12 protein-coding genes are annotated in these 16,042 nt (G+C 33.0%); 8 read left to right on the forward strand and 4 right to left on the reverse strand.

Going from position 1 to position 16,042, the window contains the following annotated elements; all coding sequences use genetic code 11:
• Window positions 1-6: 6 nt before the first annotated feature.
• On the reverse strand, window positions 7-501 hold the full coding sequence (purE, locus tag FT986_RS14485) for a 5-(carboxyamino)imidazole ribonucleotide mutase (protein WP_147865683.1): 495 nt from the start codon (window positions 499-501) through the stop codon (window positions 7-9).
• Between the two features lie 75 nt (window positions 502-576).
• The gene (locus tag FT986_RS14490) at window positions 577-1,731 is read right to left on the reverse strand and encodes a 5-(carboxyamino)imidazole ribonucleotide synthase (RefSeq protein ID WP_147865684.1); all 1,155 of its coding nucleotides are present in this window, start codon (window positions 1,729-1,731) and stop codon (window positions 577-579) included.
• A 115-nt stretch (window positions 1,732-1,846) separates the two neighbouring features.
• Between FT986_RS14490 and FT986_RS14495 the strand changes: the two genes are divergently transcribed.
• From FT986_RS14495 to FT986_RS14505, 3 genes are all read left to right on the forward strand, one after another.
• Entirely contained in the window at window positions 1,847-2,419 is a 573-nt protein-coding gene (locus FT986_RS14495) for an adenylate kinase (RefSeq protein WP_147865685.1), read from the forward strand.
• A gap of 54 nt (window positions 2,420-2,473) precedes the next feature.
• A complete protein-coding gene (obgE, locus tag FT986_RS14500; RefSeq protein WP_111541914.1) occupies window positions 2,474-3,493 on the forward strand; it encodes a GTPase ObgE in 1,020 nt (339 codons plus the stop codon).
• Window positions 3,494-3,561: 68 nt separating this feature from the next.
• Window positions 3,562-4,083: a DUF4136 domain-containing protein gene (locus tag FT986_RS14505; RefSeq protein ID WP_187248648.1), complete on the forward strand. Its 522-nt coding sequence runs from the start codon at window positions 3,562-3,564 to the stop codon at window positions 4,081-4,083.
• On the opposite strand, the gene FT986_RS14510 is transcribed toward FT986_RS14505, so the two are convergent.
• On the reverse strand, window positions 4,084-10,560 hold the full coding sequence (locus tag FT986_RS14510; protein WP_147865687.1) for a carboxypeptidase-like regulatory domain-containing protein: 6,477 nt from the start codon (window positions 10,558-10,560) through the stop codon (window positions 4,084-4,086).
• Between the two features lie 94 nt (window positions 10,561-10,654).
• Between FT986_RS14510 and FT986_RS14515 the strand changes: the two genes are divergently transcribed.
• Window positions 10,655-11,371, forward strand: coding sequence for a lipopolysaccharide assembly protein LapB (locus FT986_RS14515; RefSeq protein WP_147865688.1), 717 nt, complete (start codon window positions 10,655-10,657; stop codon window positions 11,369-11,371).
• Between the two features lie 60 nt (window positions 11,372-11,431).
• The gene (gene murC / locus FT986_RS14520; RefSeq protein ID WP_147865689.1) at window positions 11,432-12,787 is read left to right on the forward strand and encodes a UDP-N-acetylmuramate--L-alanine ligase; all 1,356 of its coding nucleotides are present in this window, start codon (window positions 11,432-11,434) and stop codon (window positions 12,785-12,787) included.
• 1 nt (window position 12,788) lies between these two features.
• On the opposite strand, the gene FT986_RS14525 is transcribed toward murC, so the two are convergent.
• On the reverse strand, window positions 12,789-13,238 hold the full coding sequence (locus FT986_RS14525) for a DUF1569 domain-containing protein (protein ID WP_147865690.1): 450 nt from the start codon (window positions 13,236-13,238) through the stop codon (window positions 12,789-12,791).
• A 53-nt stretch (window positions 13,239-13,291) separates the two neighbouring features.
• On the opposite strand from FT986_RS14525, the gene radC reads away from it, so the two are divergent.
• The 3 genes from radC (at window position 13,292) to FT986_RS14540 (ending at window position 16,040) form a co-directional block, all read left to right on the forward strand.
• Window positions 13,292-13,993, forward strand: a complete 702-nt coding sequence (gene radC, locus FT986_RS14530) for a DNA repair protein RadC (protein ID WP_147865740.1) — start codon at window positions 13,292-13,294, stop codon at window positions 13,991-13,993.
• Between the two features lie 84 nt (window positions 13,994-14,077).
• Window positions 14,078-15,364, forward strand: a complete 1,287-nt coding sequence (locus FT986_RS14535; protein ID WP_147865691.1) for a carbohydrate esterase — start codon at window positions 14,078-14,080, stop codon at window positions 15,362-15,364.
• The gene (locus FT986_RS14540) at window positions 15,354-16,040 is read left to right on the forward strand and encodes a YjjG family noncanonical pyrimidine nucleotidase (RefSeq protein WP_147865692.1); all 687 of its coding nucleotides are present in this window, start codon (window positions 15,354-15,356) and stop codon (window positions 16,038-16,040) included. The genes FT986_RS14535 and FT986_RS14540 overlap by 11 nt, the downstream gene beginning before the upstream one ends.
• Window positions 16,041-16,042 lie beyond the last annotated feature (2 nt).

A 16,042-nucleotide genomic window follows, 5' to 3' on the forward strand; every position in this document is an offset into this window, starting at 1 on the left:
AGTTATTTAATCCTGTGATTGATTCACATCTTTAGCTCCTTCTATCACTTTTTGCTTCAAACCTTCTTTGTAAAATAAGATTTTATCTAAAACACACTTGTCTGATGTGCCTATAATTTGTGCAGCAAGAATCCCTGCATTTTTAGCTCCGTCTAAAGCAACGGTAGCTACAGGAACGCCACCTGGCATTTGTAAAATAGAAAGCACAGAATCCCAGCCATCTATAGAGTTTCTAGATTTTACAGGCACTCCAACCACAGGAAGTGGAGAAAGGGAAGCAATCATTCCTGGTAAATGTGCTGCTCCACCAGCGCCGGCAATTATGACTTTAATTCCACGTAAGTGAGCATTTTTACCATAATCAAAAAGTTTATCGGGAGTACGGTGTGCCGATACAATATCGACTTCTACCTCGATATCAAAACCTTTTAAAATATCTATTGCTTCTTGCATTATAGGGAGGTCGCTCGTACTTCCCATGATAACTCCTACTTTACTCATTTTTTTAGCTTTTAGCTATTGGCTTTAAGCCCTTAGCTTGTTTATAAAAAGTAATAATTTTAATTTATTTTTCTGCTAACTGCTTATTACTTTAATTTCTTTTTTAACGTCTTCAGCTATTTTTCTAGCTTCATTAATATCTCGATGAACAATCGTTACGTGTCCCATCTTTCTAAAGGGGCGAGTTTGCTTTTTACCATAAATATGCGGAGTTACCCCAGGCATTTTCATGATTTTTTCAATGTTTTGATATTTTACCTGACCTTCATGATTTTCATCACCTACCAAGTTAACCATAACACCACCTACTTTACTTTCGGTATTACCTAAAGGTAAATCTAAAATAGCACGAATATGTTGTTCAAATTGGTTGGTGTAACTTGCTTCAATACTATAATGCCCGCTATTATGTGGTCTTGGAGCGACTTCATTCACCAAAACTTTATCATCTTGGGTTTGAAACATTTCTACCGCTAATAATCCTACATGCTCATAAGCTTCCGATACTTTTACAGCTAATTCTCTTGCTTTTTTCGCTACTGCTGAATCAATTCTAGCAGGACAGATTACATATTCTACTTGGTTGGCTTCTGGATGAAATTCCATTTCAACAACCGGATAAGTTTTCACTTCCCCAGCAGGGTTTCTTGCCACAATAACCGCTAATTCATTTTTAAACGGAATCATTTTTTCAGCAATACACGGTACATCAGGAACCGGGATTAAGTCCTCTTCAGAACGAATAATGCTTACTCCGTTACCATCATAACCTCCTGTGCAGCTTTTCCAAACAAAAGGATATTCCCATTCCTTTCTAACTAAAGCTTCGGTAAGCTCATCTTTTTCTTGATATACGGTAAAGGGTGAAGTAGGAATGTTATGTTCGCTATAAAACTGTTTTTGAACTCCCTTATCTTGTATTTTTCTTAATACTGCAGCTTGTGGATATACCTTTTTGCCTTCTTTCTCTAATTGTTCTAGAGCCTCTACATTAACGCCTTCAATTTCAAAGGTAAGTACGTCTACTTTTCTTCCAAATTGCAAAACGGTATCATAATCCATTAAATCTCCTTGCTCAAAAAAGTTACAAGCAAACTTACTAGGAGCTTCAGGGTTAGGATCAATTACATAGGTTTGTATATCGTATTTTCTAGTGTCATAGAGCATCATCTTGCCTAGTTGACCTCCGCCAAGGATACCTAATTTAAAAGAAGAAGAAAAATAATTCATAAATGTGTTGTTTGAGCAAAAATAAATCTTTCTAATAGATTAAAGGAAACAATCTTGTTTAAATCTGTAATCTGTATCTTTGCACTTTATTATTTTACAATTTAATATCAACAAAATGACAAATATTGTCTTATTTGGCCCTCCAGGTGCCGGAAAAGGAACTCAAGCCGAAATTCTTAAAGAGAAATATAACTTAGTACATATTTCTACGGGAGATGTATTTCGTTTCAATATAAAAAACGAAACAGACTTAGGGAAGAAAGCAAAAACCTTTATCGATAAAGGTCAATTAGTTCCAGATGCGGTAACTATAGATATGCTTAACGCGGAAGTAGAAAAGAATGCAGGAGTAAAAGGATTTATCTTTGATGGTTTTCCTAGAACAGAGGCACAAGCTGATGCTCTTGCTGAGTTGCTAAAAAATAAAAATACCGCAGTAAGTGCTATGGTGGCCTTAGAGGTAGAAGATGAGGTTCTTGTAAAACGTTTATTAGAAAGAGGTAAAACGTCGGGCAGAGCAGATGACGCCGATGAAAGCGTTATAAGAAACCGTATAAAAGTATATTACAACGAAACCGCAATTTTAAAATCTTATTACGAAAAACAAGGTAAGTATTTTGGAGTAGATGGCGTAGGTAGTATTGATGATATTACAGCACGATTAAGTGAGGTAATAGACCAATTATAATAATTGAACGAGAGATTCATTAAAAGTGTTTTATTTTAAAACCAAAAGGTTAAAATGAGAGAAGGGAATTTTATAGACTATGTAAAGCTACATGTTACCTCAGGAAAAGGAGGTAAAGGTTCTATGCATTTACACCGAGAGAAATATATTGAGAAAGGAGGTCCAGATGGAGGAGATGGTGGTCGAGGAGGACACGTAATCATTCGAGGTAATGAAAACCTTTGGACACTTCATGAATTTACTTTTAAAAGACATATTAAAGCGGGTCACGGGGAGCACGGTTCTAAACAAAGAAGTACGGGAGCAGATGGAGAAGATATCTATATTGATGTACCCTTAGGAACCGTTATTCGAGATACCGAAACAGAAGAAACTATAGATGAGGTCGTAAGTCATGAGCAAGAAATTGTAATTGCTCCAGGAGGAAAAGGAGGTCGTGGTAACTGGCATTTTAAATCTTCAACAAACCAAACACCTAGATATGCGCAACCTGGTCTAGAAGGAGAGGAACGAGATATTACTTTAGAATTAAAAGTACTTGCCGATGTTGGTTTGGTTGGTTTTCCTAATGCTGGGAAATCTACTTTACTTTCTGTGATTACGGCTGCAAAACCAAAAATTGCAAACTATGAGTTTACCACTCTAAAACCTAACCTTGGTATTGTAAAGTATAGAGATTATAGGTCTTTTGTGGTTGCAGATATTCCTGGAATTATTGAAGGAGCTGCAGAAGGAAAAGGTCTTGGATATCGATTTTTAAGACATATTGAGCGAAATTCGACCTTACTTTTCTTAGTCCCTTGCGATGTAGAAAGTATTGAAGGTCAGTATGAAATTTTATTGGATGAATTAAGACGTTACAACCCAGAATTATTGGATAAAGACCGCGTACTTGCAATTTCGAAAAGCGATATGCTCGATGAAGAGTTAAAAGCAGAGTTAGAGAAAGAAGTCGCTAAAGCCTTTAAAAAAATACCGTACGTATTTATTTCTTCTGTAGCGCAACAAGGTCTACAAGAGTTAAAAGATACTCTGTGGGAAGTATTAAATAAAGATCCTTTGCACAAAGCTTAACTGTTAAGAATACGTTACACTTATAAGTAGCTGTTTTATTTTTACTATTTTTAATTAAATAATGAATGATGAAACAGCTACTTTTTTTTACCTTGATAGGAACTCTTTTTTCTTGTGGTGGTCCCAAAGCATTTTACGATTACGATGAACAGATGAACTTTGAACAATGTAAAAGTTTTTCTTTTTATACCGATTTAAATACAGGGCTCAACGAATTGGACGAGCAACGATTTGTTACTAGTCTTTCTCAAGCGTTAATTGCTGAAGGATATCAGCAAACAGAAGATTCAGATTTTAAAATTAATTTTTATGCCGAATTCTTTGAGCAACGTAGCAACAATACAATTGGTATTGGGTTAGGCGGAGGCGGTGGCGCTGTAGGAGGAGGAGTCTCTGGCGGAATTCCTATTGGAGGAACTCAGCAATTTATAAGTGTTACCATTGAGTTTGCAAATACTGTAAATAACGAGTTGTTTTGGCAGGCCGTTGTAGAATCTAAACTAGACAAACAACTAACTCCTATAGAACGAGAAGAAGCTTTCTTGGAAATCGCTAAAAAAGCACTAGAAAACTTCCCTCCCAAAAGATAATTAGTTTACTTTCAATCGAGTTCCTTTAGTCTGTGACTTAAATTCTGAAGCGTACATACTTTGTAATTGTGTAATGCCGTTAGAGAAATCACCCTTGTTATTTACTTTTAAATTGTACTCTAGTACATAAGTTCCTTTTCTTAGGTTATCAAAAAAGAAGTGAGTTGCTACATCTTTTGTACTTTGATAATACGCCAAACCATCTTGATATTTATACTTAGAAATAACATCAATCGGTTCTAGACCAGATGCTCGCATATCTTTTAAATGCATAAAGCTAAAACTCTCTTTAGCGTTAATTATTAATCTTACTACAATAACATCTCCTAACGCTAAAGATTCTTTAGTTACAGATTTTAAAATACTTCCCTCATTGGTTTCCACTTTTTTCAATAATTCTTTCAAGATAGAAATTTGTTCTTGTTGATTGTCTTTAACCTTATCAGATTCTTCAAAATATTGCCAGTATAAACCACCATATTGAGCCGTTTCAGAATTGTTTTTAATTTCTATTTGGCTCATTTCTGGTTCAATTTCCTTAGCGGAAAAAGAAGTTTTATAATAACCTGTTTCCGTTTCAGTAGGCGTAGGGTTTATTTTTTTATCTCCAATTTTTATCGTGGGAAATTCCGCGGAAGCGTTATTTTTGCTATAATTTAATAGCGCATAAATAGCTTCGGTTGTGGCTTTAGTAGATTTCCAAGACTCTGTTTTTTTATTTCTTAAAAGCCAAGTTTTTAATTGCTGCACACTTTTGGTGTCATTTTCAATTTCGTGATAGGCTTCAATAGCCAAAGCTTGTGTGGCAATGGCGTCGTTGAACCAAGCGTAACTTTTTGTGAGTTCTTTCCAATACATTCCGTATTTAGAATTGATGACCGCATTTTGCTTTAAGGCTTCTAAAATATTTTTAGATAGCCCTTTTTGATCAAAGCGATAAGCTGTTAAAGCCAATGTGAGTTGAGATTGAATAGATAAACTAATCCATTGGTCTTGGTAAGAATTTAAAACCTCCTTACTGAAGTTTTTTAAATTTTCATTTTCATTACTGAAATTGAAACTCCTTGCGTATAGAAAATTGAGTTGTAGACTGGCATAATAATTTTCATCGCTCTTATTTTGTATTAACTTATCATCTAAATAAGAGATGAGCTTGTCTTTAATATTTTGATATTTTTTATTTGTACTCAGTTCTTTATTCAAATTTTGTAACCTTTCCATACTTGTTAAGATATGTAAAGAAATAGATAGGTTTTCTCTGCCGCCAGTAAACCATGGAAACGCCCCAGAAGACATTTGCATTAATGCTAATTTGTCCAGATTATCTTCTGCACGCTGCATAGATTTTTTGGCATCGAGCAATAAAGCTAATCGTTGTTGTTGCTTTTCTTGAGATTGTGCTGTTTTTAACCAAGGCGTTTCTTGAATAAGAATGTTTTTAAGTTCAGCATTTTTGTTGAGGTCAGATGTGGGTCCGCCTTTTTTCTCCCAATCTTTTAAAATGTTTTCAATTTCGGGGTGTTGTTTTAGCAAATGAGAAGCTAAATTATTAGCATAATAGCGCGCAAAAGTTTGCTCGGCACATTCATAAGGATATTCTACCAAATAAGGTAAAGCTTTAATCGCTGTCCATACCGGGTTGCTAGTGTACTCAAAAATAAGTTGGTGGTTTTTGAGCGCAGGAGAAGTGTTGTTTTTAAGATTTTCTAAACTAAAGGTCTTTTCTTCATTAGGGTTGAGCCAAATGGGTAAAGCCTCAGTAATAAAAATGCGATTGGTAAATACTGGAATAATATTTTCTTCACCATCAGAGAAGTTTCCTGCTTTTGCTACGATGCGATAACGAACGGCTTCTAAACCTTCGGGAATAGCAAGTTTCCAGTTAACCTCTGTATTACCTTTAGAGGGAATGTTGAAATTTTTAACAGAAATAGCGTCTAAAATAAGCTTAATTTTCTTTTGGGTGAGTTCATCTGTAAATTCTAACTGAATAATTCCATTAAGGGTTTTGTCGCTTAGGTTATTTATCTTGGCGGAAATAATAATACTGTCTTTACTTCTAAAAAAGCGTGGGAAATTAGGTAGTATATTGAGTTCTTTTTGTGTGATCGTACTTAAATCTAATTTAGCCTGATGTAAATTTTTATCATGTGCAAAAGCTTGAAACTTCCAACGAGTTAATGCCTCTGGACTTTTAAACTGAAAGCTCACCTCTCCTTTTTTATTGGTTTTTAACTGCGGAAAGAAAAAGGCAGTTTCTTGTAAGTTAGTTCTAGCTTTAACTTGTTGTAAATCTTTTACCGCATTTTTAGTGGTTACGACGATTACACCGTTAGCTCCCTGAGCACCATACATTGCGGCTCCATTCGAGCCTTTTATCATGTCCACACTAGCTAACTGATTGGAATTTAAAAAGCCAAATTGTTCCACAGTGGCTACTTTTCCATCAATAATAATGAGGACCTCTTTACTCCCGCTTACTGAGCGATTTCCTCTTAGCACTATTTTATTTTCACCGCTATCATCAGACTCAATTTGTAAACCTGAAATTTTACCAGCCAAATCTGAGATGATATCGGGATTATTCGTGTTTAACAAAGCCTCTGAATCTACGATTTGATATGAACTTGTGATCTGATCTTTCTTTCTTTTTACACCTAAAGCGCTTACTACTATTGCATCCAAACTATTCCCATCCTGCATTACTATATTCAGCTCTTGAGGTTTATTTAATAGTATTGCTTGAGTTTCAAAGCCTAGGTAAGAAAAAATTAGAGTTAGGTCTTCTTTATATTTGATTTCGTAATATCCATCAAAATCTGTCTGAGTTCCCCTTGAGGTACCTTTAATAATTATATTTACTCCAGGAAGTGGTAATCCTTGCTTATCTGTAATTGTACCAGAAACTACGTTTTCTTTCGTATTATTTTTATGAATTAAAGTTTTAAGGTAGTATGCTTGATAAGAATCTGTATGTGTGAAATGATATCCAAAAGATTTAAAACGAGTATACCTAAATTGATCTAGTATGAAATTACGACCATATGTATGATTTCTTCTTGTAAAGCGTGCTTCTTCTAAGTAATCATAGTCATTATCTACATAAGGAAGTCTTGTATAGTTTATATGATTTCTATTTTTGTGAAGTTTTTCGATCCAATCATGTTCTTTAAATTGATCTAAAGAAGCATCATACATACTTGCTAATATTTCCGCTTCAGCAGGTTTATTTTTGTTGTCGATTATCTTTAACTCCCAAACTTCTTCTTTTCCTGGGTCTAATTTGTTTTTAAAAGTAAGTACTTCGAACTGAAGTGTTTTTTCTTCCTTTTTTTCTCTTGGAACATCTATAGTTGCTCTTTGTTCATTTGCGACTCCTTCTGAAATATACATATATCTATAATTCACATATTCTGCTTCTTTAGGAATCTCTATTGGTATGTTATTTACTCCATTTTTGAGAGTAATAAATTTTCTAAACTGTACTTTACCTAAAAAGCCTATGTCAATCAAAAGCGTTAAATTGTCTAACGGGGTGTAAAGATTAAGCATTACCAAGTTCCTCTTCTTTTGTTTTTTTACTTCAGAAGTGAAAGTGACAAATGATGAGGTACGAAGAAGTTCTTCATCTTTTTTATTGAAGAACTGAATTTCTTTTTTTGCAGTAATACTGTCTCCTAAAAAATCTACTCCTTTAAACAGAATTTGATATTTTCCAGAGGCAAGGTCGTCTTTCCATTCTTGATAATAGAGCTGTTTTTGACCATCAATTTCTAGCGAAATGGTTTTCATTAATTCCTTTTCCCAATTTGAACTTACATCTAAGCTATCATAAGCAAAATAAGGATAGTATTGTAAAAAATCACTTTTAGGAACGTTTTGAATATCTGGAGTCTTCCAAGGCCTTTCAACAATAATTCGATTAGGGGTTTTATATTTATAAACAAACAATTTTCCAGAAGCATTTATAGGTTTAGCATTGAGATCTTTAGTTTTTAGAGTTAAAGTTTGTTCATTATTCAAATGAATCTTGGAGTTAGTTATTAATTCTAAATTACTAGCGTGATATCCAAAATTATAAATTTTTCTTATTGTTTGTGTTTCGCCATTAATATCGGTAATACTCGCCGTAATAACGTATGTAAAACTAGGTTTATATTTTCTTGTAATTAAACTGTCGGGAATCGCTTTGAAAGGAATTATAAAATCTCCTTTATTGTTGGAGTTTACAATACCTGATGCAATTTTAGTACTTTCAGTTCGTATATTTATAGTATTTGAACTAGCCCTAAGAATAGGATTGTAATCTAATGACCGTTCTACTTTGTAATTTACTTTTGCATTGGTAATATTTCCTCCAAAAAATGCGGTTGCTTTTCCTTTTACAGAGATAGAATCATTTACCACGTAAGTTGAGTCAAGATTGCTGAGTTCTACTTCAAAAGTGGGGCGTTTATACTCTTCTACACTAATTCTTTTATTGGCATCGTCAAAATCTATATTATAATAATCAGAGTCACGATCAAAATCTTCATCAATATAGATTTGATAATTTCCGTTAAGGTTATTCTCAGGGATAATAAATTCACCAGTAACCGAACCAAATTCATTGGTAGTAAGCTCAATTTCTTTTACGAGGTCATTATTAGGATTGTATAAAGAAACAAGTACCTTTTGGAATGGGACCACTTCTCTTTCTTCTTCTTTTTGGTAAGATAGAATGCTTTTAAAGTAGATGATCTGTCCAGGACGATAAATACTGCGATCGGTGAAAATAGCTACATTAATTTCACCGTCATCTTCGTAATTACGTATGTATTTTTTAGAAAAGCGAACTCCAGTAGCTAGAGTATCCCTTCCATTTATAAGTAAAGTTTTTTCGCTATAACTTTTATTCTCACCTATTATAATGGCTAAACCTTCATCATTTGTGGTGTAATTTCCATTATTTTCTACTTTTACATCTACATTAGAAATAGGAAGTCCAGTTTTTTTATGTGTTACATATAAATGCTGTTCACTATCGTAATCATATTTATAATAACTTAAATTGGTAGCGTGGACAAAAGAATAGATATGTTCATCTTTACCTAAGTGAGGCTTTTTTTCTTTACTGAACCTAAAAACATATAACCCTGCCGGTAATTTGTCTATGAAAAACTCATGACTATAAGAGTAAAAGGGGTCGGGGTTTTTAAGTGCGAATTTTTGATAATGAACAGCTTTTTTTTCTGGAATAAGAGTGTCTAAGATTCTATATCGCACTTTGTAATCATAATCACGGTTATTAATTTGATAAATTGATAAGTGTAAAGTGTCTATATTCTCAGCTTCTATCTGGGTAAGTATAGGTTGATTAGGGATAACACTCTCTTGCAGGGTTACATTAAATGAAGTAGAGCTTATTTTTTGCTTTAGTTTTAAAGCTTCACGTTCTGGAATAGAGTTGCTTTTTAATGATAATACATATTCTACTTGATGTAAAGCTTTTTCCGAGTAATCGTAGTTGGTATTTTTGTTAGCGTTTTGATAATAAAATAATGCAAGCTTATAAGCGACCCAGGCTTTTTCTTCCTTAACGGAAGTGCTACTCAATAACTTTTTTAAAGCATTGAGGTATTCTTGTTGATTATCATCATAATTTCCGTTGTTCAATAAAAAATGATAACGATCTAGCGTAAGAATTAATGCAGAAAGCTCGTCGCTTTGCTGAAGATGTAATTTGGTTAAATCTTGGTACAGTTGAAGCGTTTTGTGCCGTGCATGGTGTTTATATTCAGTTTTAAGAGTTATATTACTATATGTGGAAGGAAGACTAAAGTACAAAGGGTTATCTATAATAAAGTCATTTCTAGAGGGGGTATAATATTTGGGTAATTGCAGTGCCTTTAAATATCGCAAGACTAAAAGATCTAGTAGACTAGATCTAAATCTGTTATAATTATCACCATAAGACAAGGTATTTTTATAATCACTTAACGGAATTGTAACTAACTTTTCTTTAGATCCTAGAGAGAGCTCATAGTAATAATTAATTTTCTCTTTAAAAGTTTCACTATCCCAAGTTTTAAAAGAAGATGAAGTAGTATCTGTTTTAGTACGTCTATTTATTTTATACTGATTAATATTATAATGTTGTTTTAAACTCTCGGCTAAATAAGAAGATAAAATGTTTTTAATGGGAAAAGGCTGCTCATCTATTTCCGCCAAGAAATCTTCGTAAACCTCTTCTTTACTGTTATCTTTTAGAAGTAATTTGAACTTCTGTACATATAAAAAAGCTCGAATAAACTGCTCTGCATTTTCTTTCCTATTTGCTTTTTTTAAAATGGTTTGAGCTTTCTCATAAGCATCAAAAGATAAATCTGCTCTCTCTAACTCTTCTACTTCATCCCACCATTTATCAAATCTTCGTTGAGAAAAAACATTCGTGGTTATAAAAACAGCTAAAAGTAAAAGAAGTATTTTTTTAAGCATGGCACAGTATTTTCTCTAAAGTTATAAAATTTATATTTCTATCTTGCTGCTTATTTAATTTTAAAGAACTTTGCAAGGAATTAAAATTATATTTATGAGAATCATTTATGCTTTACTTTTTATGTGTTCCGTTGCAGTGAGCGCACAAAACTCATATGAAAATGGTGTAAAGCATTTTAAGAGAGAAAATCTTACGGCAGCCCTATTAGATTTTAAAAACATTTCTATAGGTGAAAATAAATACTGGAAAGCTCAAGAATATATCGGGGATGTATATGCTAAGCAGGAAAATTGGGATGAGAGTGTTGAGGTGTATGAAAATTTAGTAGAAACATTTCCACAAGACGCTAATTTCAATTTTAAATATGGTGGAGCTTTGGGAATGAAAGCCCTAACATTAAGTAAAATGGAAGCGGCTTTTTATATTTCAGACATTAAATATTATTTGAAAAAGGCTGCCCAGCTAGATGAAAATCATATTGAAGCAAGATGGGCACTAGCTAAGTTGTATATGCAATTACCAGGCATTTTGGGCGGAAACACTTCTACAGCTTATAAATATACCGATGAGCTTTTGCAAATTAGCCCAGTAGATGGTTGGCTTGCCAAAGGTTATGTAGCTACCGAAGATAAAGACTTTCAAGCTGCAGAAAAATATTACAAAAACGCATTAACTGTAGGAGGCTCAATAACCTGCTATCAAGAGTTGATTCATTTTTATGAAAATAAGATCAACAAAAAAGAACAAGCACAGCAGTTGAGAAAAGAAGCCCAAGAGAAACACCCTTCTTATAATTGGACGAATATATAGTTCTACCTTTAAGAAAGCTTTCAAATTTTATATCTTTACTTTTTATTATAAAAAACAACTATGCGTGTACATTTTATAGCCATAGGAGGGAGCGCTATGCACAATTTAGCATTGGCACTTCACCATAAAGGCGATACTGTTTCTGGAAGTGACGATGCCATCTTTGAACCTTCAAAAAGTAGATTAGATAAATACGGATTACTACCGCAAGAAATGGGTTGGTTTTCAAATACAATTACTAAAGACCTGGATGCGGTAATTTTGGGAATGCATGCAAAACCCGATAATCCAGAGTTATTAAAAGCCCAAGAATTAGGCTTAAAAATTTACTCTTATCCCGAATTTTTATACGAACATAGTAAAGAAAAAACACGCGTGGTAATTGGTGGCTCTCACGGTAAAACCACCATCACTTCTATGATTTTACACGTTTTGCATTATCACCATAAAGAAGTAGATTTTATGGTGGGTGCACAATTAGAAGGTTTTGATACGATGGTGCATCTTACTAAGAAAAACGATTTTATGTTGCTGGAAGGAGACGAGTATTTGTCATCTCCTATAGATCGCCGACCTAAATTTCATTTGTATAAAGCGAACATCGCGCTTCTTAGCGGAATTGCTTGGGATCATATTAATGTATTTCCAACTTTTGAAAATTACAAAGAACAATTTCAAATTTTCGTAGATACGATGGTGAACGGAAGTATTCTTGTTTACAATGAAGAAGATTCCGTTGTTACGGAAGTTGCTGAAAGTGCTACGAAACCTACACGAAAACATGCTTATCAAACGCCAGAATACTTTATTGAAGATGGTGAAACTTATTTGGTAACTCCTGAAGGGGATATGCCAATTGAAATCTTCGGGAAACATAACTTAAATAATCTGGCAGGAGCTAAATGGGTTTGTCAGCATATGGGAGTAGATGAAGATGAGTTTTACGAAGCCATAAGTACTTTTAAAGGAGCTTCAAAACGTTTAGAGAAAATTGCTGAAACAAACACAACCACAGTATACAAAGATTTTGCTCATAGTCCGTCAAAAGTAGTGGCAACCACAAAAGCGATGAAGGAGCAATTTCCGCAAAGAAAATTAATAGCTTGTTTAGAATTACATACGTACAGCAGTTTAAATGCCGAGTTTTTAAAATATTATAAGAACACTCTTGATAAAGCAGATGAAGCTGTAGTATTTTACTCTCCAGAAGCTGTTGCTATCAAGAAATTAGAAAATGTAGAAGAGAAAGATATAAAAGAAGCTTTTCAGCATTCTAATTTAAAAATATACACAAATCCACAATTATTTCAAGAGTATTTGAAAACTCATAATTTTGATAATTCTACACTACTTCTTATGAGTAGTGGTAATTACGGCGGATTGGATTTTGATTCTATATCAGAGCTTATTAGCTAAGTTATACATTAAATTGGGTAAGGTGATGGTCTAAATGTTTATACTGCATCTTACCCCATTGTTCTTTGGTAAATGTGCCAAAAACAGGATGAGGTCTCCACTCATCTTTATTACTATGTCCATGAAAATCTTCAATTAATAAATCTAATTGTTGTTTCTCGTTAGAGAAATCTTTTGGTTGAGTAACTTCTAATTCTTTTGCTGTAGGGAGACCTTTTTTCCAAGGTTTGTCATTGTACAACATAGGTTTCATTAATTTCATAGCAAAACGAATTAAAAAAGGAGGTTTACTAATTGTTTCCTTTTCTAACGCTATTAATATAGGTTTTTGACAATGATGTAGCATTTGGGATACGGTCATTTTTCCCCATTGTTTTTCAGCTTCAGGGGTGAGTGAGTTTAACCGATTTTTAATTTCTTTATAAGCTTCAGGGTTAAATAAGGATTGCATAAGAATTAGTTTTAGATAAAAGTAATATTTATTTTTTGTTCTTATCTTTAGAAATGGAAGAAAAGAAAAAAGCTTTTTCAATTAAACATTGGGCAGAAGGAGATCGTCCTAGAGAGAAATTACTTCATAAAGGAAAAACAGCTTTAAGTGATGCCGAATTGATTGCTATTTTAATAGGTTCGGGAAATCGTGAAGAAAGTGCTGTAGAATTGTCAAAGCGAATTTTACTTACTGCCGAAAATAGTCTAAACGAGCTAGGAAAGTTTTCCGTAAAGCAACTCATGAAGTTTAAAGGAATTGGAGAGGCAAAGGCAATTTCTATAGTGGCCGCTTTAGAATTAGGGAGAAGAAGAAGAGGGGAGGAGGCTTTGCAGAGAAAACAAATCACTTCTAGTGATTCTGTTTTTGAAGTTATGCAACCCATCCTTGGAGATCTTAATCACGAAGAATTTTGGATAATTTACCTTAATAATTCCAATAAGATTTTACAGAAAATTCAATTAAGTAAAGGCGGTATTACGGGCACATTAGTAGATATACGTTTAGCTTTTAAAAACGCTTTAGAGATAGGAGCGACTTCCATTATTTTGGCGCATAATCACCCTTCGGGGACATTAGTGCCAAGCACGGCAGATAAACAACTTACGCAAAAGCTTAAAATTGCAGGAGAAAGTTTGGATATTAAAATCTTAGATCATCTTATAGTCACTCAAAAATCTTATTTTAGCTTTGCTGATGAAGGTTTACTTTCTTAATTAGCTAAAAACGAGAAGTTTTCTTTAAATGAAAATATATTGATAATCTCCTACGACCTTGTATAAGGTAATTTAAGTTGACCAATGCTATTAATTTATATTAAGACACTTACCCCTAGAATTAACTATACTTTTAGACAAGTATGTTCAAGTATTTTAGGGTATGAGGTTGGTTTTACTTCAAAAATTGAAGAATTTGTTGCCCATGAAGGAATGAAAATTTCTTATGGAAAGCAAAAAATGGGAAATGAGTTTTTTATTCAAGAAGCAGGTTTATTAAATGAGCAAGGCTTTAATGATACCGAATTAAAATTTCATGAATGGGAGAATACCACTTGTTTTTTTAAAGTATCAGATAAGAGTGATGTCCCTTTCGATATTTTTTCTGCCAGTTTCTATTTGCTGAGCAGGTACGAAGAATATTTGCCTCACGTTAAAGATTCTGTAGGAAGATACCCTTATAAAGAAAGTATAGGTTTTAAACATGGCTTTTTAGAACAGCCAGTAGTAGATATATGGGCTTACAAGTTTAATACGTTGCTTAAAGATAGATTTCCTAAAGAAAATTCCGTAAAGCGAGAGTTTAATAATAAAAATATTTTAGCTGTAGCGGAAGCATTTAAATTTAGAAAAAAAGGAATTGTAAGAAGCATTGGAGCAAGTATAAGAGACTTTTTTAAATTGGATATCGCCAATTTTATAGAACGCTTTAAAGTATTGTTTTATTTAAAAAAAGATCCATACGATATTTATGATGGTTTGGTAAAAGAATCACATCAAAATCAGTTTAAGTGGCATTTTTTATTTCAGTTAAGTAATTATTCTATTAAGAGTAAAAATGTTAGCTACAATAAAATAAAATACCAAGCCCTAATTAAATCTATGGGAGATTATGGGAAAATAGGTTTGTTACCAGGTTATGAGGCATTGTATGATTTTTCTACTTTAAAGCTCGAAAAAAAGAGGTGGGAATCTATCGTTAATCGCCCATTAAAATTAATAGGAAGCTACAATTACGATCTCAACTTGCCTACCTTATATAATAATTTTGATAAGTTAGAAATAGAACGTGATTTCTCCATGAGCTACGCAGAAACCTTAGGTTTTAGAGCTGGTACTTGTTCCTCATATCTTTATTATGACATAAATTTTGAGCGAATCTCACCTTTAGTTTTAGATCCCATAGTTTTTAATAGCAATTGTATTAAATATCATACCTTTTTTGAGCTAAAAACAAAGATGGAGAAAATTAAAGATGAGGTAAGAATGGTTGGAGGCTCTCTTAATATTTTAATGAACAATAAAGATTTTGATAACTGGGATAAAGAAAAAAAATATTTAAACCTTATTACGTATCTAAATGAAAAATAGAATCACTGATGTATTTTTTGATTTAGACCATACTTTATGGGATTTTGAAAGAAATTCGGCACTTACTTTCGAGAAGATTTTTTTGAAAAACGATTTGGATATCAATTTAGATGTTTTTTTAAGTTTTTACATCCCTATTAATCAAAGGTATTGGCAACTTTATGCTTTAGATAAAGTAAGCAAAGAGGAGTTAAGGTATAATCGGTTAAAAGAATCATTTGTAAGAGTTAATTTTAAAATTAATGACGAGGCTATTTCCCGTTTATCTGAAGATTATATTTTACATTTATCTGATTATAATTTTTTATTCGATGGAACGTTAGAGATTTTAGAAAAGCTTCAGGCCAACTATAAATTACATATTATCACGAATGGATTTAAAGAAGTACAGCAACTAAAATTAAAAAATGCGCAAATACATCATTACTTTCATACAGTCACTACCTCTGAAGATGTCGGTGTAAAAAAACCACACCCATTAATTTTCGAAAAAGCTTTATCTGTGGCTCAAGTACAACCTAGACAAAGTTTAATGATTGGAGATAATCTAGAAGCAGATATACAAGGAGCCAATAGAGCGGGTATAGAAACCATTCTGTTTGATCCAGACGATAAAATAAATCATATCGGACAAAAAATTAATACCCTAAAAGAATTAGAAACCCTATTAATATAATA

The sequence above is a fragment of the Mesonia sp. K4-1 genome (assembly GCF_008017825.1).
Classification (GTDB): domain Bacteria; phylum Bacteroidota; class Bacteroidia; order Flavobacteriales; family Flavobacteriaceae; genus Mesonia.